Below are 26521 nucleotides of genomic sequence, written 5' to 3'. Positions count from 1 at the left end.
TTGATGTGCATCAACGCTTTTTATTAATTCTCTATATTTCCAGTAGTTTTTCCACCTTATCTAACAAATAGTCCGGTTCTTCATTTTTCAATAATTCAATATCATAAGTGTCCCAAGCACAGCCACATGTTTTAACTTCAGCAGCTTTACCCATTTGTAAATCATACTTAGCATCGCCAATCATAACCGTCTTTGCCTTATCTAAATCATGTCTATCAGCAAGTATATTTATACCATCTGGAGCTGGCTTGTAGTTTTCCACTTGATCAGATCCAATTGTGTCTGTAAACAAATCTGCTATCCCCAAGTTTTCCAAATTTCTATTTAAGGAAACTGAGTTCTTGCTTGATACCACAAATAAACGTTTCCCATCCTCAACTAATTGCATCAAAGTTTCTTTCATACCTGGGAAAAGTTGTGTAATTTCAAGTTCTAATTCACTGTAGTATTGTCTAAATATCGCAAAAACTTCTTCCCATTCAGTATCGTTTAACTCACGATTAGATATTTTAGGGAAGAATGTTTCGATTGGAACACCCATATAATATCTGACTGATTCTGCAGTTGGCTTCTCCAATCCATAATCAACAAAAGCTTTTTGAACTGCGATAATTCCAGTTTCACCAGAATCAGCAATTGTACCGTCAAAGTCAAATAAATAATTTTCTAACATAACTCACCTCAAGAAAAAAGCCAGTAATAATACTGACTTTTTGTTTATTATAATCTTAACGAAAGATCTATTTTAGTTCAAATTAATTTTTATCGTTAGAATATGTGTATTTAATATGGTAGGAACGCTTTGCCCCACGTGGTAATACAATATCTCCAAATGTTTCTTGATTAATTGCATCTGGTAAAGTTTGAGCTTCTAAAGCTACCCCTTCTTGTTTCTTAGCAGGGCGTCCATTATCACGTTTGAAATGAACATCTGGCAAATCATCATTCATTGTATACATGATCAAACTGTTACGATCTGAATCAATTGTTACTGTATTTCCAGATTGAGTATCACGTAAAACAGCGATTGGTTCCACAGCCTTACCTGGTCCATTTACAACAAATGCATCATCAAAGCCACCTTTTTCATTTTGTTGGATAGCTTCGTATAAATTAGCACCTTTAGTAAAATCATAAGCTGTACCTTCGCCATGACGAATGCGGCCTGTTGGAATTAGGTTCTCATCTAATTCTAGATATCCGTCACTATTGATTTTAAGCTCATGACTAGCCAAATCAGAACGATTGCTCAAGTTAAAGTAAACGTGGTTAGTTGGGTTAAATAGTGTATCTACCTTATCGTCTCCAAGTGCATTAAAGGAAATTGTTACGTTATTACTATTGTCTAAAGTATAGATAACAGTTACTAAAATATCTCCTGGGAATCCATCAACTGCACTTAAAACTTGTTTTTGGAAAATTACACTAATGCTGTTACGGTTAGCAGAAGTTGTAAAGCTCCAGTTATAAGTATTAAATCCATGAGGACCACCGTGCAAAGTATTACCGTTTTCATTTTGTGGTAAAGTTACTTGTTCCCCATTAATTTCGCACTTACCATTCTTAATTCGACCTGCAACACGACCAATTACTTGATTAGTGCATAAACCATTGCTGTAGTATTCAGCTACTGTGTTATAGTTTAAAATCAAGTTTTGTTTTGTACCGTCTGCAGCTGGTACTAAGAATTCGTGCCATAAAGCTCCCATTGTCAAACATGAGATTGCTACTCCATTATCGTTTGTCAATGTAATTTTGTTTACCTTTTCACCGTTCAGTTCACCAAAACGTTCTGCTGAGATGTCCATCAAAATCTTCCTCCAATTATTTCAATTTATATAATCATTGTACACTAATTCACGACTATTTTGTAGACCGTTTTCAAAACCCATTCTAATAAAAAAGAAGAATGGAATTCCATCCACCCTTCTTGGTAACTCTAGAATAATGCGTCTTCTTGTTTCTTTCGCAGTTCTTTAAAAGTTTCAACCATGATTAAAGTATCTTCAACTAATTTATCCAACCTGAAGTTAATATCAGCATTGATGATTTCTTGTCTGAACAAATCCTGTCCTTCAATAAAGACAATTTCTGGTAAAACTTGTGCCTTCATATATGACAAGATTGGCTTAAGTTGCATCTCAGCTACTAAATAATGCTTAGCAGAACCAGCAGTAACCACAATTGAAACCACTTTGTCACGTAAGGCTTTTTCCGGCAGTAAATCAAAAATATTTTTCACTGATCCAGGAATTGAAGCTTGGAAAATCGGTGTTCCAATTATTAGGGCATCTGCCTCCATAATCTTAGTAGTAACTTCCAAAGTATCTCCTTGATATTCGGTATAATTACGTCCATCGCTAAATTGAATATCCTTTTCACCCAGATCTATCAAGTCAAATTCAACCTCTGGAAAATCTTTATTCATCTTTTCTGCTACATATTTCATAGCAGTTAGAGTCTTTTTCCCAATTATAGCTCCGGAAATTGCTACAACTTTCATATTATTTCCCCTTTGTATACTTTTTAACTTCTGGTAAAATCTTTGTTCCGATAATTTCGATGTTCTTCATAACTTTTTCAAATGGCATTCCACCAAAATCAATTTGTGCTAAATATCTTTGATGGCCTAGTTCTTCGTATTGATAAATCATTTTTTCGATAATTTGTTGCGGACTTCCTACTAACATTACATCATTCATGTCTGCGCCATTAGCAAATAAACGTTTATGATAACCTGTACCATTTGCTAACTTCATTCCTTGATCTACATAAGGATAAAGTTCTTTTAAAGCAGTCTTAGTATCATCAGCTGCATAGAAAAATCCTGTTGTTGCTACCGGAAAATCACTTGGATTATAGTTCTTCATCTTCAAACTTTGACGATAAGCATCGATTGAACGCTTAAAGATAGGCAATGGGCCACCTAATAAAGTGATTGTCATTGGTACACCTTGTAATCCAGCTTTAATTGCACTTTCAGCTGGTCCACCTACTGCACGCCAAATTGGTAGCTTATCATTCAATGGTCTTGGTAAAACTTCTGCGTCTTTTAATGGTGCTCGGAAATTACCTTCCCAGTTAATGCGATGATTTTCGTTAATTTTGAGTAGTAATTCAAATTTTTCTTCAAATAATTCCTCGTAGTCATTCACGTTATAACCTAACAAATCAAATAGCCCTAAACGCGAAGCACGTCCACCAATAATTTCAGCACGACCATTGGACAGTAAATCTAATGTCGCAAAATTTTCATAAATTCTAACAGGGTCAGATGTTGAAACAATTGTTGCAGATGAGCCAATCTTAATCTTTTCAGTAGCTTGAGCAACTGCTCCTAAAATAACTACATGAGCTTGTCCAACAAAATATTTTTGATGACTTTCACCTACACTAAAAAAATCTAATCCTGCTTCTTCTGCTAATTTTGCTTCAGCAACAATTTGATCAATTCTTTCTTTAGCTGAAACACGTTTGCCTGTAAGGGCATTAGGCATGTGATCTCCTAGTGAATATAAGCCAAATTCTAGTCCATTTTCTTTATTTATACGATAATCTTCCATTGCCATTGTTAAAACCTCTTTTTTATCTTGCTTACTTTATGTAAGTTATTCTACTAGGATTTTTTCTTTTGTGAAGAGGTTTCATTTTAATAACTAGGTAACTTAAAGTATACTTTTAGATGAATACTGAGATATTGCGAGGTATATTTATGAAGATTGATCCACAATTTTGCCGTGTTGATGATGGTTTGGATACTATTTTGGGTAAATGGAAAATACCAATCATCTTATATCTATTAAAAAATCAGACTATGCGTTTCTCAGACTTGCAAAAGGTTCTTCCTGAAATTTCAAAGAAAATGTTATCTAAGAATCTCAAAGAACTTGAAGAAGATGATTTAATTACTAGAACAGTCTACCCTACTGTCCCACCTAAAGTTGAATATAGTCTTACTGAACATGGAAAAGAACTTGAAGATATCATTGATAGTCTTCATAAATGGGGTTTACGTCATCAACAACACTTATCAAAAAAAGCTTGAAACTCGTTTTTAGAGTCTCAAGCTTTCTTTATTTTTAGTCGTTATATCCTTGTGGATGAGTTGTATGCCATTTCCAAGCAGTTTCGATAATCTTGTGAATGTCATCAAATTCTGGTTTCCATCCTAGAACTTTGCGTGCTTTTTCTGAAGCAGCAATCAATGTATCTGGATCTCCCCCACGACGAGCGGCAATTTCAGCTGGAATTTCTTTACCAGTTACTTCACGAGCAGCTTTTACGATTTCTAAATTAGAAAAACCTGTTGAAGAACCTAAGTTAAAGGCACTTGATTCGTTACCATTACGTAAATAATCTACTGCTAAAATATGTGCATCTGCTAAATCAAATGGATGTACGTAGTCACGGACATTAGTTCCATCTGGAGTGTTGTAATCATCGCCAAAAATTTGTAACTTTTCACGTTCACCCATTGCTACTTGCAATACGATTGGTAATAAGTGTGTTTCTGGATGATGATCTTCACCAATAGATCCATCTGGTTTTGCACCAGCCACATTGAAGTAACGTAAAGCAACAAACTTAATTCCATAAGCTTCATCTGCCCAACGCATAATTTTTTCCATCATTAACTTACTTTCGCCATATGGGTTGATTGGAAGTTGTGGATCATCTTCATAGATTGGCATTTTTTCAGGAATACCATATGTAGCAGCTGTGGACGAGAAGACGATATACTTGATATCAAACTCATTCATAACTTCAAGAAGTTTAACCATACCTGCTGTATTGTTATCGAAATACTTCAAAGGATCTTTCATAGATTCTGCAACTAATGAGAATGCTGCAAAGTGAATTACTGCATCAATATCTGGATTTTCAGTGAAAACTTTACGCATGAAATCCTTGTCTGCTAAATCCCCTTGATAAAATTTTGCTTCTTTGCGTACCGCAGCTAAATGACCTGTAACCAAGCTATCAACTACGACAACGTCTTTACCCGCTTCAACTAAGCGATCTACAGTGTGGGAACCAATGTATCCAGCACCACCTAAAACTAATACTGACATAACTTTCCTCCTAAAATTACTTATCTCTTATTTTACCACCTTCTTTAGCTGCTGTGTGTCACCACTTGTCGTTTTTTTACAATTGTGCTTTACTTTATTGTATAAGAATTGACTTTTTATGATAGAAAGTGGGGAGAAAATGGCTGAATTAGTCTATAAAAATATTATCAGTGATTTAAAAGAAAAAATATTTGCTGGTAAGTTTACTGATATGAAACTACCAGATGAACGTTCATTAGCTGAACAATACAATGTTAGTCGTAGTTCGGTCAAACGTGCTCTTAACAAAATGTCTAACGAAGGTATTATTTTTAAAAAACGGGGATCTGGTACTTTTATTAATCCCTTGTATTTAAAAAATGAATCTATTTTTAATTATGAAGAAGGATCAAACTTGGGAATTTCTGATAACTTTAGGTTAAAAGGAAAGAAACCTCAGACTAAAATTTTAGACTTTCAAGTAATAAAACCGACTTCAGAATTACAAAGAGATTTATTCTTATCTTCTGAAGATTTTGTGTATAAGATTATTCGTCTTCGTCTTTTTGAAGATGAACCTTTTATGATTGAAACAGGATATATTCCTATTAAAATCTTACCTAAGCTCAGTCGTACTCAGCTTGAAAGTTCAATCTTTGCTTACATTCAATCTGAACTTAACCAAACTGCCAGCAAGTCATTCATGTCAATCTATGCCGAACCTTCAACTACAGAAGATCAAAATTTACTCAACCTTAAAGAAAACGAACCAGTTAGTGTTATGGAAGGTATCTTCTTTTTAGATAATGGTACTCCATTTGAATTTTCACAAATGAGACTGCATTTTAAGTATCTTAAATTCAATACATTTATTAATCTAGATTAACTCTCATGCTTTGCATTGAGAGTTTTTTCTTAATATTCTTTAAAATTGGTACGTTCCAATTTTAAAAATGGTTGACATTTTATAAAAAAGCGTTATTATTTACTTGTAAAGTTAATTATTAAAGAAAAATAGACTTATTATTAGGAGGATACACTCATGACAGATTATTCATCCCAAGAATATTTAGATAAATTAGATGCTTATTGGCGTGCTGCTAATTACGTTTCAGTTGGTCAATTGTATTTAAAAGATAACCCCCTACTTCGTCGTCCTTTAAAAGCAGAAGACGTTAAAGTTAAGCCAATCGGTCATTGGGGAACTATTGCTGGACAAAACTTCATTTACGCTCATTTAAACCGTGTTATTAACAAATATGACTTAAATATGTTCTATGTTGAAGGTCCTGGTCATGGTGGTCAAGTTATGGTTTCTAATTCATATCTTGATGGTTCTTACTCTGAAATATATCCTGAGATCTCTCAAGATGAACAAGGTATGAAACGTTTATTTAAACGATTCTCTTTCCCTGGTGGTGTAGCTTCTCATGCTGCTCCAGAAACACCAGGTTCTATCCATGAAGGTGGCGAATTAGGTTACTCTATCTCTCATTCTGTTGGTGCAGTGTTAGATAATCCTGATTTAATTGTTGCAGCAGTTGTTGGGGACGGTGAAGCTGAAACTGGTCCTTTAGCTGCTTCATGGCAATCTAATAAATTTATTAATCCTATTCATGATGGTGCTGTTCTGCCAATCTTAGATCTTAACGGATTTAAGATCTCTAACCCTACTATTCTTTCTCGTGAAAGTGACGAAACTTTAACTAAGTACTTTGAAGGAATGGGATGGCATCCAATCTTTGTTGAAGGCGATGATCCTAAGTTGATGCATCCTGCAATGGCTAAAGCAATGGATGAAGCAATTGAAGAAATTAAGGCTATTCAAAAGAATGCTCGTGAAAATAACGATTCTAGCCTTCCAACATGGCCTGTTATTATCTTCCGTGCCCCTAAAGGTTGGACTGGTCCTAAAGAATGGGATGGCGAACCAATTGAAAATTCATTCCGTGCCCATCAAATTCCAATTCCTGTTGACCAAAATGATATGCAACATGCTGATGCTTTGGTTGACTGGCTTGAAAGTTATAAACCTGAAGAATTGTTCGATGAAAATGGTAAGTTGAAAGCTGAAATTGCTGAAATTACACCTAAGGGCGACAAGCGTATGGCTGCTAACCCTCACACTAACCCTGGTAAATTAATCAGAGAAGTTATCAAACCTGATTTCCGTGATTTTGCTGTTGATACATCTGTTCCAGGTAAAGAAGTTGCTCAAGATATGACTGTTTTAGGTAAATACCTTGAAAAAGTACTTTCTGATAACCGTCATAACTATCGTGTCTTTGGTCCTGACGAAACAATGTCTAACCGTTTAGCACCTATCTTTGACGTAACTAAGCGTCAATGGTTAGCTGAAATTAAGGAACCTAACGATCAATACTTAGCTCCATCAGGTCAAGTTATTGATTCTCAATTATCAGAACATCAAGCTGAAGGTTTCTTAGAAGGATATGTTTTGACTGGTCGTCATGGTTTCTTTGCAAGTTATGAATCATTCTTGCGTGTAGTTGACTCTATGTTGACACAACACTTCAAGTGGTTACGTAAAGCAACTGAACAACCTTGGCGTACATCAATTCCATCATTGAATGTTATTGCTACATCTACTGTATTCCAACAAGATCACAATGGTTACACACACCAAGATCCTGGTATTTTAGGTCACTTAGCTGATAAGAAACCTGAATATATTCGTGAATACTTACCTTCAGATGCTAACTCATTATTGGCTGTATTCGACAAGACTATTAATGATCGCGATAAGATTAACTTGATTGTTGCTTCTAAGCACCCACGTCAACAATTCTACTCAGCTGCAGAAGCTAAGGAATTAGTTGATAAAGGTTTGAAGATTATTGATTGGGCTTCAACTGATAAGAATGCTGAACCAGACGTAGTTATCGCTGCTGCTGGTACAGAACCAAACTTAGAAGCTTTAGCTGCAATTTCTATCTTGCATGAAAAATTACCTGACTTGAAGATTCGCTTCATCAATGTTGTTGATATCTTGAAGTTACGTAGTCCTAAGGTAGATCCTCGTGGCTTAAGCGATGATGAATTTGATGCTTACTTTACAAAAGACAAGCCCGTTATCTTTGCTTTCCATGGTTATGAAGGTCTATTGCGTGACATCTTCTACTACCGTCACAATCATAACGTTGCTTTCCACGGCTATCGTGAAAATGGTGATATCACAACTCCATTCGATATGCGTGTGCTAAGCCAAATGGATCGCTTCGATCTTGTAAAATCTGTTGCACTTTCTCTTCCAGATGCTGACAAGTATGGTCAACTTGTTGCTGAAATGGATGCTAAAGTTGCTAAGCATCATCAATACATTCGTGATGAAGGTACTGATTTACCAGAAGTTGAAAACTGGGAATGGAAACCTCTTGATTAATAAATCAATTGAATAATTAAAAAGAGTCGAGATTAATTTCTCGGCTCTTCTTTTGTATTCTATTCAACTTTTGCTCCTAAACTATTCTTAAAATGTTCTAGAGCCCATTCTTGTCCATTATCTGTAAAAGTAGCTACTCCATCTTTTAGAATTGTTAATTGATAATTCAAATTGTAGCCACCAATTGCTGTATGTAAGACACAAATATCGGTACAAACTCCTACTAAATATAGATCTTTAATTTCTCTTTCACGCAAGAAATTATCTAGATTAGTATTTTGAAAGGCAGAGTAGCGATTCTTCGCAAATTGATATACCTTTTCGTCTGCTTGATGTTCTTGATACCATTCATCTAATTTTCCATACAACTTTTGTCCCCAAGTCCCTGCTATATTATGTGGTGGAAACAATTTATGTTCTGGGTGAAATACGTCATTTTCAAAATGTGTATCTGTTGGTAGAATTACATAATCACCATTGCTATAAAAATCTTGAGCTGTTTTAACAATGTAGTCTTCCAACTCTTGAGCCGGCTTACCACAAGTTAAAGCTCCCTTATCATCCACGAAATCATTAGTATAATCAATAATCAACAATGCCTTTGTCATTTATACCACTCTTTTCTTCGACTAGTTGTCTTTTCTACCTACTGTATCACTTTTAAATAATTTAGCAATATTAATTTTATTTTCTTGAATTAATTTTTGAAAACCTTTAAACTAAAGAAAATTACGCTAGAGGTGTGCAATTATGACAACATTTTATATTATCCGTCACGGACAAAGTGAAGCCAATGCTAAGGGAATTCTTCAAGGTAGCCAAATTGACACTCCACTAACTGAACTTGGACGCTCTCAAGCTCAAGTTACACTTTCCAAACTTGGAACTGACAATTTTGACGCTATCTATGCTAGTCCGCTTTTACGAGCTGCTCAAACTGCCACAATCATCGGTGGTAGCGATAAAACTATTACTTTTGACCCTCGCCTAAAAGAATATGATTATGGTACTTGGGATGGCGAAATTGAAGCTGATATTTGGCAAAAGTATCCCCAATATTTTGATGAACATCATAATTTACTTCCTAATTCTTGGGTGGATTCAAAAGGTGATACATATTTAGAAGTAAAATCACGTTTAGAATCTTTCTTCGATGAAGTTATCGCTCGACATCCTGATGACTCTGTACTAGTTGTTAGCCATGGTTTCACCATCAAATTAATCTTAGATTATATTCTCAATATCGGTAATCTAGTTAATATTAGCGAACCTACAAATGCTGGTATTACTAAGGTTAAAATGACTAAAGATACTAAAACTGTTATTTACTTCAATCGCTAAAAAATAAGGTACCATCTCCTTTTTTCTAGGAAATGGTACCTTTATTTTATTATTAAACTGTTCCTGGGCGTTTCTTCTTTTCAACTTTCTTACCCATTGCCATGTCGTCACTGTATCCCCATACCCAAGTTACTACAAAACTTACTACTAAAGCTAAAGCACTTGAGATTAAGAATGCATAGAAACTATTTAAATCACTAGGATGTTTCAAATCAAAGAATGAGGAGAATCCAATCAGAGATCCTGTAAATCCAAACATAGAACCGTGCATTAAACCTGTGACAAAACCACCTACAGCAGATCCGATTAAACCGGAAATAAATACTTTACGATAACGTAAGTTGATACCGTAGATAGCTGGTTCTGTAACCCCACAGAATGCGGAGATTGCTGCAGCGATACCTAATGACTTCATGTCATTCTTCTTGGACTTGATAGCTACTGCTAAAACAGCTGCACCTTGAGAAACCATTGTTACAGAAATAATAGCGTTCAAAGCACTTTCGCCAGAACCTGCAATTTGTTGAGCAACCAATGGCACAACGCCCCAGTGTAAACCGAAGATAACTAGTAATTGATAGAAACCACCAATTACCAAGCCGCCTACCCAACCGGAAGAATGTACTAACCAGTTAATGAAATCAGCAATACCGTTAGCTACACCTTGAATAATTGGCCCTGTAACAACTAAAGTAATTGTTGAAACAACTAATACTGTAATCAATGGATTGAAAATCATTTGTAAATAACTAGGAAGAACTTTCTTCAACCAATCACCTAGCTTTTTAGCCATCCATGCAGCTAAAATCATTGGGAAAATGGAGTATGTGTAGTTTAAGAATTGGAAGTTAATTCCAAAGATTGTAAACATACCTTTAAATGCTTTACCCCAAGTTACTAATTGTAGATATGTTAGTACCCCACCAATAACTGCGGCTACAATTGGATCGCCACCTAAACGCTTAGCTGCCGCAAATCCTACCAAGACTGGTAAGAAGTAGAAAGCAGAGTCTGCCATTGCACTAACTGTGATGTATGCTGTACTCTTGGCATCAAGTAATGCTCCTAATTGAGGTAAAGTTAATAATGCTAAAAGACCTTTAATAATACCAGATGCTGCGATTACCCCAACTACTGGACTCATGGAACCAGTAATAACACCAATTAAGTTACCAAATGCACGACTAACAGGATTTCTACCATCATCAACAGGAGCTGTATCTTCTGCTGGTGCGTCAGCTAGATTTGGCATCTTCTTCATAACTTCATCAAAAACATTAGTAACTTCATTTCCGATAACAACTTGATATTGACCAGATGCATGTAAAACATCAATTACTCCATCAGTATCTTTCAAGACATCATCATGAGCCTTACCTTCATCTTTTAAGTTGAAACGAAGACGAGTGATACAATGAACCAAGCTATTTACATTTTCTTGTCCACCGACATTATCAATAATTACATCTGCCAAAGCATCATAATCTAACTTGCCATTTTTCTTAGTAGCAGTTTTAACGTAGGCAGTTGCAACTTCTTTACCGGCTTCAACTTCACCTTCTTCAATATCAAGCCCTTCCAATTTATCGCTGGAGTTAGTTATAATTACCATGATTGTTGTTTCTAAGCCAGCTAGTTTAATATTTTCTAGGGACATTGTAGCTAATGCTTGACCTGCCTTAACTTCTTGTCCATCTTGAATGGCTAAATCAAAAGGTTCGCCGTTCAAGCCTACAGTATCGATACCCTGTACCAAAACTTCTAAACCTTCTTTAGTAGTAATACCTACCGCATGTTTAGAATCGGCTACCATAGTTATCTTACCTGAAACTGGTGCAACAACTTGTTCACTAACGGGTTCTAAACCAAAGCCTTCTCCCATCATACCTGTGGAGAAAACTTCATCATTAGTTGCACTAAGCGCTAATACTTTACCTGCTGCTGGAGAAACAATTTTTACTTTCTTAGCCATATTTTTCCCTCCTGTAAACCTTTTCTTTTTCTTTTCGTAATCATAGTATCACTTGTATATACAAGTTGTCAATAAAAGCATGAAATTGTTTACAAACATTTTTAAATTAATATATTCAACAAAATTGTCGTATTAATATATTGTATATACATCTATTAATTGTTATAATGATTTTGAAATTTACTTAACTTAATTGGAGGGATGCAAATTGGTTCAAAGTAAACATTATATGATTGCGCAAGACATCGCTTCAAAAATTAAATATCATCAATATAAAGAAGGAGATTATCTCCCAAGTGAACATCAACTCTGTGAACTTTATGGAACTTCTCGCGAAACTATTCGTAAAGCTCTCAATCATTTAACCGAATTAGGACTTATTCAAAAAATACGTGGTAAAGGTTCTGTCGTTTTGGATATTCAAAAATTTACTTTCCCTATCTCCGGTATTACAAGTTTCAAGGAATTAAATAAATCTTTGAATATGCATGCTAAAACAACTGTATTAAAACAAGCTAATACACTAGCTCCTAAAAGATTTATGGATATTAATATTGATAATCAACAGGCTATTTTCGTTGAACGTCTTCGTACAATCGATGACCTACCTGTAGTGTTAGATCAAGATTATCTACTTTCACCTCCAGTTTTTTCTTTGCCAGCTGGTGTAGCTGAAAATTCTATTTATGAATATTTAGAAAAAGAATTACATTTAGAAATATCTTATGCTACTAAAGCTATTACTGTTGAAAAAGCCGCAGATGATATCGCTGAAAAGTTGCAATTAGATGATGATAAACTTGTTGTCATTGTTCGAAGCCTTTCTTATTTAGATGACACTACTCTATTCCAACTAACATCTTCTTATCATCGTCCTGATAAATTTAAATTTATTGATTTTGCCCGTAGAAAAAAAATCTAAGAAAAGAGGTTGCTAAATATGACAAAACTAGGTCAAAAAGTAATTTATCAAATTTATCCTAAGTCATTTTATGATTCTAATAATGATGGTTTTGGAGATTTGAAAGGAATTATTGCTAAGATTGACTATTTGAAGAAACTTAATATTGATATGATTTGGTTCAATCCCTTTTATGTATCTCCTCAAAATGATAATGGATATGACATTGCTGATTACTATAAGATAGATAAACGTTTTGGTACTATGGAAGATTTTGAAGAAATGGTAGCTAAACTAAAAGAAGCTAACATTGGTGTAATGTTGGATATGGTATTAAATCATTGCTCCACTGAACATGAATGGTTCCAAAAAGCTTTGGCTGGCGATAAAAAGTACCAAAAATATTTCTATCTTCGTCCAGCTAAAGCTGATGGCTCTTTACCTACCAATTGGCAATCTAAATTTGGTGGTCCTGCATGGGAAAAATTTGGTGATACAGATCTATACTATCTTCATTTATATGATAAAACTCAAGCAGATTTAGACTGGCATAATCCAGATGTACGTGCTGAAGCTGCTAAAATCGTCAACTTCTGGAAAGAAAAAGGTGTTGCTGGATTTAGATTCGACGTACTTAATGTAATTGGAAAAGATGAAGTATTGGTAGATTCTGTAGATCCAGATCATGAAAAACCTCTATATACTGATACTCCAATTGTCCATAAATATATCAAGGAGCTTAATCGCAATACTTTTGGAACAGATCCTGAGATTGTAACGGTTGGGGAAATGTCATCAACAACTATTCCTAACTCCATTGAATATACAAATCCAGACGAACATGAGCTATCTATGGTATTTACTTTCCATCATTTAAAAGTAGACTACGATAATGGCGAAAAATGGAGTAAAATTCCCTTTAACTTCATGGAATTAAAATCCTTATTATCTACTTGGCAAACAGAAATGGATAAAGGCAATGGTTGGAACGCATTATTCTGGAACAACCACGATCAACCTTGGGCCTTGAACCGTTTTGGTGATCCTGTAAATTACCGTGAAAAATCAGCTGAAATGCTAGCTACTTCACTTCATTTACTTCGTGGCACCCCTTATATCTATATGGGTGAAGAATTAGGCATGATGGATCCTCATTATAAATCCATTGACGATTATGTTGATGTAGAAGCTTTAAATGGATACCAAATGTTACTTGATAAGGGTGTAGATAAAGATCGTGCTTTTGAAATTGTTGTTTCTAAATCACGTGATAATTCTCGTGTTCCTATGCATTGGGATGATAGTAAATACGCTGGCTTTAGTAATGTAAAACCTTGGCTAATGCCTACTGATCAAGATGAAATTAACGTAGAAAAGGAATTAGCTAGTGGAGAAATCTTTAATCATTATCAAAAATTGATCAATTTAAGAAAAACAGAGCCTCTTGTCTATGCTGGACATTTTAAGGAATTATTACCAGATAATAAGCAAGTCTTTGCTTATGAACGTTATTTAGATGATTCTAATGAAAAATTAGTTGTCTTTAACAACTTCTATAGCAATGAAGTTACCGTTGATTTGCCAGCTGAATATCAAGATAAGGACTGCACAACGCTTGTCAATAATTACCAAAATAAGATTCAAAAGACTTCAAAACAAATTACACTACAACCTTATGAATCTTTAGCAATTAAAATTTAAGCACATAAAAAATAGCATTTATTACGGCATCTCTACCGTGATAAATGCTATTTCTTTACTAAAATTCGTTTATGTTGTGACCAAATTACTAGAATGAAATTAAATCCTAACATCAAAGCTGTGAATAAAAAGACTGCTTGATAACCAAACAAACTAGATACGAATGATCCTAGCAATGGTCCAATTACCCCACCACTAGCTTGGAAAGATTGATTATAACTAAATATTCTACCAAATGCTGCTGGTGGTACATCAACTGATAAAATTGTCTGTACAGCTGGCAATAAAGCTGCATCCGCAATTCCTATGAAGAAACGTAACACAGCTAATAGCCATGGCGATGTTACCAAAGACATTGGGACAAATAATAGTACTTCTACAACTAATCCCGTTATCAACACTTTTTCTGGCCCTATTTCGTCTATCTTGTGTCCTAATTTATTTGCGACTAATAACGTTCCAAAACCTGGAGCTGCCGCAACAACCCCACTAACTAGAGAAATATTACCTTGTCCATGCATCAACCTTTTAACTAACAAACTAATAATTGGTGAAATTGACATCAAAGAAGCATTGATAATCAAAGTCGTTATAAACATTGAAATTATCAATTTAGTATTTGAAATTTGAGAAAAGATTTCTTTCATAGGCTTCATTTCACGCTTAGCTACTGGCTTAAAGTGTTCTTTGGTGTTTACCCAGGTTAAGAAAAATGCCACTAACATCATAAAACCTGTAATAAAGAATGGTACTCGATAGCCAAATGATCCAGCAATTGCGCCACCAAAAATAGGTCCTAGTAGATTTCCAGAAACACTAGCCGTCATCATATTTGCCATTGCGGATCCTGTTTTAGCACGTGGAGTTTCCCCAGCAATAAATGCAGTCGCATTATTTATATAACCAGAGAATGCTCCTTGTAAGAAACGAAGGAAAATAATCACCCAAACACCTTGAGCTAATCCTGTTAGGAAAATCGTAAAAGCCATAACACCTGAAGCACGCATACACATTAATTTACGACCCTTACGATCTGCCAAACTTCCCCAATATGGTGACACAATTGCTTGCGATAAATATGTCATCGAAAAAGCTAAACCAGAATATAAATTTAATTGCCAAGTCGAAAAATTACCCAAAGTTTCCATGAACAGTGGCATAAATGGCATAGTCATGGAAAATCCTAGTCCAGTAATAAAACAGCCTAACCATAATGATATAAATGTTCTCTTCCAAGTTTTAGGGTATTCATTAACTTTCACCTGCACGTCATCTCCAATGCTACTCTCTTATGTTTTACTCAATATGGTTATCATTATACACCGATTTCTTAACTATTCTTTAAAAATTTTCACCCATACAAAAAAATGATGAACAACTCGTGTCCATCATTTTATTTACTGTAATTTCTTCAGTTCTTTACTATTTCTTCTAATTCTATTGAAGTCACTTAAGCATAATGTAATTTCAAATGCAGCGATAACCGCAATCATAGTGTCATAACCATGTTGAAGCATTCTGATACATATCAATCCAAATATCATTTGAATTATAATTGTTACTCTTCTATACTTAATATCCTTTTTTAAAATTTCGATCTTTTCCTGATTGTTCATATATGTCATTCCTTTATACAATAAAGCGTCTAACTATCCTATAGTTAATTTTAACATATCTTAACCGATTAAATTATTAAAGTAAATTAAAAAGAACGAGCAGATTAAAAATCCACTCGTTCAAAAATTAATTACACACCATACAATAAATCATGTGCCAACTTAGCTTGTGTAACACCAAAGCGACTTAGATATCCATATGGATCAACATGGTCTCCCCAGATGTTCTTTGTTACCCAGTAATGACTCTTGATACCTCTAGTTCCAGCACCACCTGCATCTAATGTCAAAGGTATACCGTACTTACCAGCCATATCACGAGCTAATCTGACATATGTTACATAGTCTTGCCAGAATTGACCAGAATTGTATGTTCTACCAAGTTCAATTTGAACTGGAGCATTGTGATTAGCAACTCTACCAGCACCCCAAGATACCTGTCCAGGTCTACCAACTTGGTAAACTTTACCACCATCACCAACAACAAATGTTACATATGCCTCATTTGTATCTACTGTATCATGGAAGTATCTGGCATTAGCAGCAGCACCTGACTCTACACCAACGTCATGCAAAATAATGTAGTTGTTAGCAGCTGTTTCATCATCGCCCTTACCTGCTGGCAATGCATATCTGTAGTCAATGGAGTAGTTCAAAATTTGTTTACCATTACCATCAAAATTATAACTAACACCATTAATTACAGCACTACCTGTTTGTAATTGACCATTTTGTTGATTGTAGTAATACCAGTCATTACCTGACATTAACCATCCTTTGTACATTGCACCACTATATTGATCAAATAGGTACCAATGTCCATCTATATTTTGTTTACCATATTGCATTTGACCATTTGAGGCATAGTACACTGTTTTATTTTGGCCATATGGGGTCAAATCTTGGAAACCTGTTTGCATGGATCCATTAACTTTATCAAATAAGTACCAATGTCCGTCAATATTTTGTTGACCATATTGCATTTGTGCATTATTTGGACTGTAGTATACTTTGCGGCCATCTTTTAATGTTTGGAAACCAATTAATACATGGTTATTGTTATCAAACAAATACCAGTTTCCAGCAATATTAGCTTCACCTTGTAAGTGCTCTAGTACACCAGCAACATTAAATACATATTCAACATTGTTAATCTTGTACTTCATATTCTTAGCAACTAAACCTTCACTAGTTACATAAGATAAAGTATGATTTGTTTTATCAAAAACTAATGTACCCTTTCTCATTGCACCAGTTGTTGTATCGAAGTAATAATTCTTACCATTAATTACTTGATTACCATACAACATTTGACCATAGTTACTTTTTGCTTCACTGTAGTAAACTGTACGCTTCCCACCATCTAAATCATGGAAACCTACTTGCATTACACCTTTACTATCAAATAGATACATATGATTATCTATTTTCTTTTCACCAGTTGCTACTGTTCCTTGCACTTTGTCGAAATAGTAAGTCTTTCCACTTATAGTTTGGAAGCCATATAACATTTGGCCTAATTTAGCTTTGTCTTCACTATAATATACTGTCTTATTTTGGTCTGTTAAATAAGTAAAACCAACAGACATCTTACCCGTTACTTTATCAAAATTGTACCAATGTCCACTGATGTTTTGTTGACCATATTGCATTTGGCCATTTGATGCATAATATACTGTCTTATCTTGATCATTTATGTAAACAAATCCTGTTTGCATTGAACCATCTTTAGCAAAATAGTACCAATGTCCATTTATATTTCTTTGACCTGTTTGCATAACTCCTTGATTATCAAATAAATAATTTTTACCACCAATATTCTTTTGACCTGTAGCTATTGCTCCTGTTACTTTATCAAAATAATATTCATTATTATTTATTTTTTGCCAACCATATTGCATTTGACCTAATGTATCTTTTGCTTCACTATAGTAAACTTTTTTATTTTGATCTGTTAAATATGTGAAACCAATAGACATTTTACCAGTCATCCTATCAAAGTTGTACCAATGTCCATTTATATTTTGTTGTCCATAAAGCATCCAACCATCTTTATTATAGTAAACAGTCTTATCCTGACCATATGCCTTTAGATTTTGGAAACCACGTTGCATTGCTCCCTTATTATCGAACAAGTACCAATGGTTATTAATATTCTTTTGACCTGTAGTCATTGCTCCTGTTACTTTATCAAAGTAACGTGTTGCATTATCTACCCATTGCCAACCGTATTGCATTTTTCCGTTAGAGTCATAATGAACAGTCTTATTTTGATAATCTATTCTTTGAAAACCAGTTTGCATTACACCTTGGTTATCAAACAAGTACCAACTACCATCAATATTTCTTTGTCCTGTAGTCATTGCACCATTGAAGGTATCAAAATAATATTTATTATTATTTATACTTTGCCAGCCATATTGCATTTGTGCATTACTTGGTGCATAATATACTACTTTGTTTTGATCCTTAATTTCTTGAAAGCCTGTTAAGTTCTTACCAGTATTATTATCTACTAAATACCAGTTACCATTAACGTTCTTTTGACTAGCATTATTAGCAGTATTTACTGGTGTTTCTACTTTAGGTTTTTCACTCTTTTGTGCAGCTGAGCTTTGAGTTGTATTACTCTGTTCATTATTGTTAGCCACTTGAGTACTTTGAGCATTTTGATTTTGTTCAGAAGTAGCTACTGATGCTGCAGCTGCTTGCTTATTATCTTGATTACTGCTTATAGTAGCTGTTTTTGAACTACTTTGTTTTGTTGTTACAGTTGCGGTTTGAGCAGTGTTACTTTCATTTGTATTGTTCGTTGCTTTTTCTACTTGATTTGTAGTTTGTGTGGAAGTTGCCGTTGTACTTGTCGTATCTACCTTAGTAACTTGCTCTGTTGAATTTTGAGAAACTGTATCAGCTTTAGCAGTGTTACCACCCATCGCCATTATACCTGTTAAAGCTACTGTTGCTAGCATCGCAAAGACCCAATTTTTTCCTGCTTTATACATTTTATAATGCGTTTTTTGTTCCATTTTATAACCCCACTTTTAATATAATACGCACTAATTATAACACTATATTTTATCAAATTTAAGATTTTCTAAAGCAATTATTCTATTTCAATCCTTGCGCCATTTCTATCAACTTCAAGTAAGCGAAATTCATCATTTAAGCCTGATTCTTGAGCAACTTTTATAAATTCATCAACCTTGTCTTTTTCAATTAACGTCATTGTTGTAGGACCGGCTCCACTTAAATATGTAGCAAAAGCCCCTACTCCATGTCCCAAATGTCTTAACTTTAAGAAATGTGGAACTAATTTATCACGATATGGTTCGTGTAAGAGGTCTGCTTCCATCAATTTTCCCATATCTTTTTTATTTCCTGATACAATCTTAGCCACCAAAGCATTGCCAATCGTATTAGCTCTAACCGCATCTTTAAAATCTAAATTTGCTGGTAATACTCCTCTACTCTTTTTAGTAGCTAACCAATAATCAGGAATATACGCTAACAAGCTTACATCTGGAAAACTTATTTTTTCATACATTATCTCTCCATCTAAATATGTAGCAACGACAAAATCACCTAGTATAGCTGGTGCAACATTATCTGGGTGTCCTTCAATTTCAGTCGCTCTTTGAACTAATTCTTGCTTTGACAGATTTAAGTTTCCAAAATGATTTGCTAACATCAAACCTGCAACAATGGCAGAAGAACTACTTCCTAGACCTCGTGTTAGTGGAATATCAGACTCTACTTTTACTGTTAATGGTTGTAGATCTGGTACTAATTCTAAAGCTGTCTTTACAATTAAATTTTCTTCATCATGTGGGATTTTTTCACCTAAATTATGATCAACATACCAAGTATCTACATTTTCTTCTACAACCGTCACTGTTAAATAACTAGTTACAGCTAAACCTAAGGAGTCAAATCCTGGCCCAATATTAGCACTAGTAGCTGGTACAATAATTTTTACGCTCACCTTACTACCCCTTTTCTAAAACTTTATATGCTGCTAAAAGTTCTACGTCTGTTGCTTGCTTAAGACCTTCTTCAATCTTTAACAATTGAGCTTCTGTCATTGCATGAGTAACAATTGAGATTTTGGCAAAATCTTTATCATCTTCTGTTTGTGTAATTAATTTGAAACTAGCTCCTACATTTGTGAACAACTCTGTTAATTTCAACATCTCCCCTGTCTTATCTGGAACAATTAGTGAAATATAATATGGATTCTTCACTTCGTCTGGAGTTGCTAACTTAACCTCATGTGAATAGTCATTAAAACTATTACCTGTTATTCCCATTACAATATTTTTAGTTACACTAATAATGTCACTTAACACACTATTAGCGGTTGGAAGTTCACCTGCACCTGGACCATAAAACATTGTTTCACCAACTGCAACACCTGTAACAAAAACAGCATTATTTTCATTAATAACAGTTGCTAATGGATGTGTTTGAGGTACCAATACAGGTCCAACTGATACAGTAATATGATTATTAACCTTTTCTGCTACACCTAAGAGCTTAATATTGTATCCTAAACGTTTAGCTTCCTTGATATCTGATAATTGAATTTTAGAAATTCCTTCAATCTTTACATTATCTAAAGTTATATCTTTTCCAAAAGCAAATTGTGTCAAAATTATCATCTTATATGCAGCATCGATTCCTTCAACATCATTAGTTGGATCAGCTTCTGCAAAACCTAATTCTTGTGCATCTTTTAAAGCTTCTTCATAAGCAACATTATTTTGATTCATTTGTGTCAAAATATAGTTTGTCGTTCCGTTAACAATTCCCTTAACTGATACAATTTGATCGGCTGCAAATGAATTAACAATTGTTCGTAAAATTGGAATTCCCCCAGCTACACTGGCTTCATAAAAAAGATCACATCGTTTTTCCTTAGCTAATTTTGTAAGTTCTGGGCCATATGTCGCAATCAAATCTTTATTTGCTGTAACTACATGCTTACCAGCTTCTAAAAGTAGCTTAATATATTCACGTGCTTTTTCTACTGTTCCCATTACTTCTACTACCATTTGAATTGAATCGTCATTGATTAACATTTCAAAATCATCAGTTAAGGTTACCCCATCTAAATCAACTGTCCTTTTCTTAGTCATATCACGTACAACTACCGTTTTCACCTTTAACTTTCTGCCAGTAATGCTTGAGATTTTATCTGCGTGACTTTGTAAAATCCTAACAACACCACTACCTACTGTACCTAAACCTAAAATACCGATATTGATAGTTTCCATAAAGAGAACCTCCTTGCTAATTATTATAATAATCTTATCAAATTTTAATTATTATTGAAAGATACTGTTTTCATATTTAATATATTTTTTGATATTTTTTCGTTATAATTAGTATCATCAATAATATTTTTAGAAAAGATGATTCATTTGGAAAATAAAAATACAACATTTAAACAAACTCCACTTCAAAAAACTTATTTTGCACTAGGAACTAGAATTAATCTAACTATCTTTGGTTGCGAAAATCCTGCTATTTTAGATAAAACATACGAATTAATAAAATATTATGAAGATACTCTGACTGTTAACCGTGATGAATCTGAAGTTATGTCAATTAATCACGCTGCTGGCAAGTATTCTGTCAGAGTAAGCGAAGCAACCTATAAACTTGTTAAACGTTCAGTCCAAGTTAGTCAGAAATATCTTGGCTTCAACTCTTTAATCGGTCCTCTTGTTAAACTTTGGGGAATTGGCTTTGATAATGCTAATGTACCTGAAGATAACGATATTAAGTCAACTTTAAATTTAATTGATCCTCAAAAAATTATTCTAGATGATAATGAAATGACGGTCTTCCTACAAGATGATGGAATGGAACTAGATTTAGGTGGAATTGCTAAGGGATATATTGCTGATAGAATTAAAGATTTTTGGCATGCCTTTGATATTAGTTCAGGTATTATCGACTTAGGTGGAAATCTATTACTAGTCGGTCCTCAGCCTAAACATGATGATGCACTCTGGCGAATTGGTGTACAAAATCCACATGATGCTCGTGGTAGTGCAATTGGTGTAGTTGTGACATCTGAATGTTCTATTGTAACTAGTGGAATTTATGAACGTCATTTAGAAGTTGATGGTAAAAGTTATCATCATATTTTAGACTCTAAGACTGGTTATCCTAAACAAAATAATCTAGCAAGTGTTACAGTGTTCTCTAAATACTCAATTGATGGAGAAATTGAAACTACTAATCTCTTCTTTGCTGGCGAACCAGTTAAAGATTGGGGTAAAGACAATCCTAACTTATTAGGAGCTGTATTTGTAACTACTGATAATAAGATATATTTGAGTAAGTTTACTCCTAATGATTTCCATTTACTCTCCGATGAATTCGAAGTTATTCAACATTAAATTTAATTGAGCCTCCCTAATGTTTTTGTTAAAATAAACTTAACAAAATTTCATTAAGGAGGCTTTTTTATGGCAACTTTGTATCGTAGTACACGCGACGCTTCAGCTAATAGCATTTCTTCATCTCAAGCCGTTCTTCAGGGGATTAGTCCAGATGGTGGTTTATTTGTTCCGGTTAATTTTCCTAAATTAGATCTAGATTTATCACAATTACCATCTCTATCCTATCAAGAATTAGCTTATAAAATTCTCCAACCTTTTTTCAGTGACTTTACCGAAGATGAATTACGTTCATGCATCAACTCTGCTTATGGCAGTAATTTTACTAGTAAAGAGATTACCCCAGTTTCCTATCATGCTGGCAATATTTACCTTGAACTATTTCATGGTCCTACAATTGCTTTTAAGGATGTTGCTCTCCAATTACTCCCTTATCTACTAATAACATCCGCTAAGAAAAATAATTCTAATCTGAAGAACGTCATCTTAACTGCTACTTCGGGCGATACAGGTAAAGCTGCCATGGCGGGATTCGCAGATGTAGAAAATACACAAATTATTGTCTTCTATCCTAAATACGGCGTTAGTCCTATTCAAGAAAAACAAATGCTTACACAAACTGGAAAAAATGTCTATGTGGTTGGTATTACTGGTAATTTCGACAATGCTCAAACAAATGTTAAGCAGATTTTTAATAATTCTACTTTAACTGATGAACTATTAAAAAGCGGCTATCAATTTTCATCAGCTAACTCTATTAATATTGGTAGATTATTACCACAAATTGTTTATTACTTCTATGCCTATGGACGATTATTAGCTGATAGTAAAATTAAATTAGGTGACAAGATTAATTTCAGTGTTCCGACTGGTAACTTTGGTGATATTTTAGCTGGTTTCTTCGCTAAAAAGCTTGGCTTACCTATTAACAAGCTACTATGTGCATCAAATGAAAATAATGTCTTAACTGAATTTTTCAAAACTGGTACATATAATAAGAAACGTGATTTCAAAGTTACAAACTCTCCTTCAATGGATATTCTTGTATCTAGTAATTTGGAACGCTTACTATTCTACGCTACAAATGGAAATGCAACTCTAGTAGCTAAGTGGATGGATCAACTTGAAAAAGAAGGTAAATATACCGTTGACTCAGATACACTTAAATTTCTTCAAGCATATTTCTACGCTGGTTCGGCAAGTCAAACTGATACTAAAAATGAAATTAAACAAGTTTTCACTGAGAGTAATTATGCTATTGACCCTCATACAGCTGTTGCTTCCTTTGTTACTCGAGAATATAAAGAATCAACTAATGATCTTTGTCCAACAGTTACAGTATCTACGGCAAGTCCATATAAATTCCCACAAACAGTTCTAGCTGCTTTAGGAGTAGATAATGCGACTGGTGATTTAGATGACGTTAAAAAATTAGTTAATTTAATTAAGCTACCTCTACCTAAGACGGTCGATAATCTATTTGAAGCTAAACAGTTACATGATACTGTTATTGAACCTGATGAGATGGAAAAATATGTTAAAGAATTACTGATTTAATACTATTTTTACTGGTCTAATATTACTAATACTTTACAAAAATTAAACTTTAAGGATACATCTTGTGTTGTGTCCTTTTTTTATTCAAAATACATTTTCAATAGTTTATAATGAAAACTAGAATAAAAAATAAGGAGAGCAAATCATGACCGAAAAAAAGAAAACAATTTCTGATAATTCGTTAATAAAACAAGCCTACATAGCCTCAGGGATTGCATTACTTTCCTTAGGGGCTGGAACTGCGGTTAATTCCAATCATGTAAAAGCTGATACAACTGAAACTACTCAAAATAACAATACAAACACTAATAATCAAGTAACTAATAATACTCAAACAACTACTACTAATTCTGTTAATGCTACATCTGCTCAAAACAATAACAGCACTACTAATACAGCAAGAAATAATACACAAAACACTACTAATAATTCTCAAAGTAATACTTTAGTAATTCAAAGCAATAATACTAGCAATACTGATTATAGCTATAGTGGTGAAATCAAACATGATGTTTCATCTAATAGTCAAGCTGCTGCTACTAATGCTACAAATGTTCAAGGTGCAACTGATACTAATGAAAATATTTCATATGATACAAATCTAACAAACACCCCTGCTAGTGTTAATAATTTTGTTAACCAAGTTGGTAGTGCTGCTGTGAAAGTTGCTAATGAATATGGTGTTTATGCTTCTGTAATGATGGCTCAAGCTGGATTGGAAAGTGCTTGGGGACAAAGTTCTCTTTCTAGAAATGCTCATAATCTTTTTGGTGTTAAATATAGAGGAACTGGTAACTATGTTGTTATGCCTACCCTTGAATACTATGGCGGAGCATACCATACTGTAAATGCTCGTTTCCAAAAGTATGATAGTTACTATGATTCTTTAGTCGGGTATGCACAACTTATTAAGAGTAACTTTTATTTGTCTACTAAAGCAAATTCTTCTACATATCAACAAGCAGCCAATAATCTTCGTAACGGCAAATGGGGATCATACGCAACTGATCCGGGTTATGCCAATAAATTAATTAACCTAATTAATTCCTATGGCTTTTATAAATTTGACTACAATCAAAATTCTGCTCAAGAAAAATATATAAACGGTCACTGGTATTTATATAAAAACAATCAAAAACAGACAGGATTACAACATCTTTCTGCAGGAAATAAAGTAGTGTATTATAACGCTCAAGGGCAGATGGTATATGGTCAGCAAAACATTAATGGTCATTGGTATTACTTTGATGATGTTACAGGAGCAATGCAAAAAGGTATGAAGTACATTGCTAACCAGAAGAAGAATGTCCATTACGACTCCCAAGGTCGTATGCAATACGGCGAGCAAAATATTAATGGACAATGGTACTTATTTGATAATGTAACTGGGGCAATGAAATATGGATGGCAAAAACTTGCCAAAGGTAATAGAACTGTTTTTTATGACAACAATGGTAAAATGATTCATGGCCAGTATAATATTAAAGGCAATTGGTATTACTTTGATGATGTAGATGGTCATCAATTAGTTTCTCAATTCAAATGGATACCTAATCAAAGCAAGACCGTTTACTATAATAGTCAAGGAAAAATGTTATATGGTACTCACCTTATTAATGGAAAAATCTATCACTTTGATAAAGTAACCGGTGCAATGAGGGCTAATACTTTCTACTATAGTGATGAAACTAGAGGAATTCAATATTATAATTCAAAGGGACAACTTGTTCTTGGAGAAGCTCACATTGGAGATAACTGGTACTTATTTGATAAGAATAACGGTAATATGAAGACTGGTTTCCAAAATCTAGCTGCATATGGTCACAATAAGACTGTTTACTATAACTCTCGTGGTCAAATGTTATATGGTCAACAACGAATTAACAACAAATGGTATCTTTTTGACTCGATTACTGGTGCTATGAAATACGGGTTCCAAAACATTAAAGACCAGAATAAAACTGTTTATTATGATAACAAGGGACAGATGCTATATGGATTGCAAAAGATAAATGGTCATAGTTACTACTTCGATACAACTACTGGTGCGATGAAAACTGGTTGGTTATATATTCCAAACACAAAGAAACTATATTATTTCGACCATAATGGGCAATCTACTACAGGCACAAAAACTATCTCTAATAAACAATATCAATTTGATATTGCTGGACGTTTAATAGACAAAGCCGGTCAATATTCACTTGATGGTAATTGGTATCTACTCGATAAAGATAGTTCTGTATTAACTGGCTGGCAATATATTAAAGACCAAAATAAAACTGTTTACTATGACCCAACAACAGGTATCATGAAACATGGTCAAGCAAATATTAATGGACATTGGTATTTATTTGACAATGTAACTGGTGCTATGAAGACTGGCTGGCAATATATTAAGGATCAAAATAAAACTGTTTATTATAATTCTCGTGGTCAAATGTTGTATGGTACTCAATTAATTGATGGCAAACGTTACTACTTTGATAAGCATGATGGTTCATTGAAATAAAAAAGAAGTGAAGAATATGAAAAAATAAATTTCATATTACTTCACTTCTTTTATTTT

Annotated in this window: 21 protein-coding genes; 9 read left to right on the top strand and 12 right to left on the bottom strand. The window is 34.0% G+C overall.

Going from position 1 to position 26521, the window contains the following annotated elements; all coding sequences use genetic code 11:
• Positions 1-31 precede the first annotated feature (31 nt).
• The 4 genes from NOU10_RS04940 to NOU10_RS04925 form a co-directional block, all read right to left on the bottom strand.
• Positions 32-673, bottom strand: a complete 642-nt coding sequence (locus NOU10_RS04940; protein WP_161022597.1) for an HAD family hydrolase — start codon at positions 671-673, stop codon at positions 32-34.
• 82 nt (positions 674-755) lie between these two features.
• Complete coding sequence (locus tag NOU10_RS04935) at positions 756-1808, bottom strand: aldose epimerase family protein (RefSeq protein ID WP_003703420.1); 1053 nt, start codon at positions 1806-1808, stop codon at positions 756-758.
• Positions 1809-1939: 131 nt separating this feature from the next.
• Positions 1940-2503, bottom strand: coding sequence for an NADPH-dependent FMN reductase (locus tag NOU10_RS04930; protein ID WP_081509886.1), 564 nt, complete (start codon positions 2501-2503; stop codon positions 1940-1942).
• A gap of 1 nt (position 2504) precedes the next feature.
• A complete protein-coding gene (locus tag NOU10_RS04925; protein ID WP_255906208.1) occupies positions 2505-3569 on the bottom strand; it encodes an LLM class flavin-dependent oxidoreductase in 1065 nt (354 codons plus the stop codon).
• A 143-nt stretch (positions 3570-3712) separates the two neighbouring features.
• Between NOU10_RS04925 and NOU10_RS04920 the strand changes: the two genes are divergently transcribed.
• Entirely contained in the window at positions 3713-4045 is a 333-nt protein-coding gene (locus NOU10_RS04920; protein WP_003703410.1) for a helix-turn-helix domain-containing protein, read from the top strand.
• Positions 4046-4079: 34 nt separating this feature from the next.
• Here NOU10_RS04920 and galE read toward each other — a convergent pair whose 3' ends face one another.
• Positions 4080-5072: a UDP-glucose 4-epimerase GalE gene (gene galE / locus NOU10_RS04915; RefSeq protein ID WP_003703422.1), complete on the bottom strand. Its 993-nt coding sequence runs from the start codon at positions 5070-5072 to the stop codon at positions 4080-4082.
• Between the two features lie 139 nt (positions 5073-5211).
• Between galE and NOU10_RS04910 the strand changes: the two genes are divergently transcribed.
• Positions 5212-5937 (top strand): GntR family transcriptional regulator, encoded by a 726-nt coding sequence (locus NOU10_RS04910; protein WP_255906207.1) that lies wholly within the window; start codon positions 5212-5214, stop codon positions 5935-5937.
• Between the two features lie 156 nt (positions 5938-6093).
• Positions 6094-8454: a phosphoketolase gene (locus NOU10_RS04905; RefSeq protein WP_255906206.1), complete on the top strand. Its 2361-nt coding sequence runs from the start codon at positions 6094-6096 to the stop codon at positions 8452-8454.
• A 59-nt stretch (positions 8455-8513) separates the two neighbouring features.
• On the opposite strand, the gene NOU10_RS04900 is transcribed toward NOU10_RS04905, so the two are convergent.
• The gene (locus tag NOU10_RS04900; protein WP_255906205.1) at positions 8514-9062 is read right to left on the bottom strand and encodes a cysteine hydrolase family protein; all 549 of its coding nucleotides are present in this window, start codon (positions 9060-9062) and stop codon (positions 8514-8516) included.
• 142 nt (positions 9063-9204) lie between these two features.
• Between NOU10_RS04900 and NOU10_RS04895 the strand changes: the two genes are divergently transcribed.
• Entirely contained in the window at positions 9205-9795 is a 591-nt protein-coding gene (locus tag NOU10_RS04895) for a histidine phosphatase family protein (protein WP_011476385.1), read from the top strand.
• A gap of 52 nt (positions 9796-9847) precedes the next feature.
• On the opposite strand, the gene NOU10_RS04890 is transcribed toward NOU10_RS04895, so the two are convergent.
• Positions 9848-11767 (bottom strand): PTS glucose transporter subunit IIABC, encoded by a 1920-nt coding sequence (locus NOU10_RS04890; RefSeq protein ID WP_255906204.1) that lies wholly within the window; start codon positions 11765-11767, stop codon positions 9848-9850.
• 208 nt (positions 11768-11975) lie between these two features.
• Here NOU10_RS04890 and treR point away from each other — a divergent pair, with 208 nt between their 5' ends.
• Both treR and treC read left to right on the top strand, forming a co-directional pair.
• The gene (treR, locus tag NOU10_RS04885) at positions 11976-12689 is read left to right on the top strand and encodes a trehalose operon repressor (protein WP_255906203.1); all 714 of its coding nucleotides are present in this window, start codon (positions 11976-11978) and stop codon (positions 12687-12689) included.
• Between the two features lie 18 nt (positions 12690-12707).
• Entirely contained in the window at positions 12708-14369 is a 1662-nt protein-coding gene (gene treC, locus NOU10_RS04880) for an alpha,alpha-phosphotrehalase (protein ID WP_255906202.1), read from the top strand.
• Between the two features lie 47 nt (positions 14370-14416).
• Here the strand turns inward: treC and NOU10_RS04875 are convergent, their stop codons facing one another.
• The 5 genes from NOU10_RS04875 to NOU10_RS04855 form a co-directional block, all read right to left on the bottom strand.
• A complete protein-coding gene (locus NOU10_RS04875) occupies positions 14417-15631 on the bottom strand; it encodes an MFS transporter (RefSeq protein ID WP_255906200.1) in 1215 nt (404 codons plus the stop codon).
• Positions 15632-15766: 135 nt separating this feature from the next.
• Positions 15767-15985: a hypothetical protein gene (locus NOU10_RS04870; protein WP_003705415.1), complete on the bottom strand. Its 219-nt coding sequence runs from the start codon at positions 15983-15985 to the stop codon at positions 15767-15769.
• 131 nt (positions 15986-16116) lie between these two features.
• Entirely contained in the window at positions 16117-19014 is a 2898-nt protein-coding gene (locus NOU10_RS04865) for an N-acetylmuramoyl-L-alanine amidase (protein ID WP_255906199.1), read from the bottom strand.
• Positions 19015-19091: 77 nt separating this feature from the next.
• Entirely contained in the window at positions 19092-19970 is an 879-nt protein-coding gene (thrB, locus tag NOU10_RS04860) for a homoserine kinase (protein WP_255906198.1), read from the bottom strand.
• A gap of 4 nt (positions 19971-19974) precedes the next feature.
• Entirely contained in the window at positions 19975-21261 is a 1287-nt protein-coding gene (locus NOU10_RS04855) for a homoserine dehydrogenase (protein WP_255906197.1), read from the bottom strand.
• A gap of 138 nt (positions 21262-21399) precedes the next feature.
• Between NOU10_RS04855 and NOU10_RS04850 the strand changes: the two genes are divergently transcribed.
• The 3 genes from NOU10_RS04850 (at position 21400) to NOU10_RS04840 (ending at position 26464) form a co-directional block, all read left to right on the top strand.
• Complete coding sequence (locus NOU10_RS04850; protein WP_255906196.1) at positions 21400-22395, top strand: FAD:protein FMN transferase; 996 nt, start codon at positions 21400-21402, stop codon at positions 22393-22395.
• 69 nt (positions 22396-22464) lie between these two features.
• Positions 22465-23952 (top strand): threonine synthase, encoded by a 1488-nt coding sequence (thrC, locus tag NOU10_RS04845; protein WP_255906195.1) that lies wholly within the window; start codon positions 22465-22467, stop codon positions 23950-23952.
• A 145-nt stretch (positions 23953-24097) separates the two neighbouring features.
• Complete coding sequence (locus tag NOU10_RS04840; protein WP_255906194.1) at positions 24098-26464, top strand: glucosaminidase domain-containing protein; 2367 nt, start codon at positions 24098-24100, stop codon at positions 26462-26464.
• The last annotated feature ends 57 nt before the right edge of the window (positions 26465-26521 follow it).

This window comes from Ligilactobacillus sp. MP3 (genome assembly GCF_024436335.1).
Taxonomy (GTDB): Bacteria; Bacillota; Bacilli; order Lactobacillales; family Lactobacillaceae; genus Ligilactobacillus; species Ligilactobacillus salivarius.
This window is presented reverse-complemented; position numbering and strand designations above follow the sequence as displayed.

Excerpts from the sequence above, each read along its gene's own strand:
- NOU10_RS04940 (WP_161022597.1), bottom strand. The coding sequence starts at position 673 with ATGTTAGAAAATTATTTATTTGACTTTGACGGTACAATTGCTGATTCT.
- NOU10_RS04935 (WP_003703420.1), bottom strand. The coding sequence starts at position 1,808 with ATGGACATCTCAGCAGAACGTTTTGGTGAACTGAACGGTGAAAAGGTA.
- NOU10_RS04930 (WP_081509886.1), bottom strand. The coding sequence starts at position 2,503 with ATGAAAGTTGTAGCAATTTCCGGAGCTATAATTGGGAAAAAGACTCTA.
- NOU10_RS04925 (WP_255906208.1), bottom strand. The coding sequence starts at position 3,569 with ATGGCAATGGAAGATTATCGTATAAATAAAGAAAATGGACTAGAATTT.
- NOU10_RS04920 (WP_003703410.1), top strand. The coding sequence starts at position 3,713 with ATGAAGATTGATCCACAATTTTGCCGTGTTGATGATGGTTTGGATACT.
- galE (WP_003703422.1), bottom strand. The coding sequence starts at position 5,072 with ATGTCAGTATTAGTTTTAGGTGGTGCTGGATACATTGGTTCCCACACT.
- NOU10_RS04910 (WP_255906207.1), top strand. The coding sequence starts at position 5,212 with ATGGCTGAATTAGTCTATAAAAATATTATCAGTGATTTAAAAGAAAAA.
- NOU10_RS04905 (WP_255906206.1), top strand. The coding sequence starts at position 6,094 with ATGACAGATTATTCATCCCAAGAATATTTAGATAAATTAGATGCTTAT.
- NOU10_RS04900 (WP_255906205.1), bottom strand. The coding sequence starts at position 9,062 with ATGACAAAGGCATTGTTGATTATTGATTATACTAATGATTTCGTGGAT.
- NOU10_RS04895 (WP_011476385.1), top strand. The coding sequence starts at position 9,205 with ATGACAACATTTTATATTATCCGTCACGGACAAAGTGAAGCCAATGCT.
- NOU10_RS04890 (WP_255906204.1), bottom strand. The coding sequence starts at position 11,767 with ATGGCTAAGAAAGTAAAAATTGTTTCTCCAGCAGCAGGTAAAGTATTA.
- treC (WP_255906202.1), top strand. The coding sequence starts at position 12,708 with ATGACAAAACTAGGTCAAAAAGTAATTTATCAAATTTATCCTAAGTCA.
- NOU10_RS04870 (WP_003705415.1), bottom strand. The coding sequence starts at position 15,985 with ATGAACAATCAGGAAAAGATCGAAATTTTAAAAAAGGATATTAAGTAT.
- NOU10_RS04865 (WP_255906199.1), bottom strand. The coding sequence starts at position 19,014 with ATGGAACAAAAAACGCATTATAAAATGTATAAAGCAGGAAAAAATTGG.
- NOU10_RS04855 (WP_255906197.1), bottom strand. The coding sequence starts at position 21,261 with ATGGAAACTATCAATATCGGTATTTTAGGTTTAGGTACAGTAGGTAGT.
- NOU10_RS04850 (WP_255906196.1), top strand. The coding sequence starts at position 21,400 with ATGATTCATTTGGAAAATAAAAATACAACATTTAAACAAACTCCACTT.
- thrC (WP_255906195.1), top strand. The coding sequence starts at position 22,465 with ATGGCAACTTTGTATCGTAGTACACGCGACGCTTCAGCTAATAGCATT.
- NOU10_RS04840 (WP_255906194.1), top strand. The coding sequence starts at position 24,098 with ATGACCGAAAAAAAGAAAACAATTTCTGATAATTCGTTAATAAAACAA.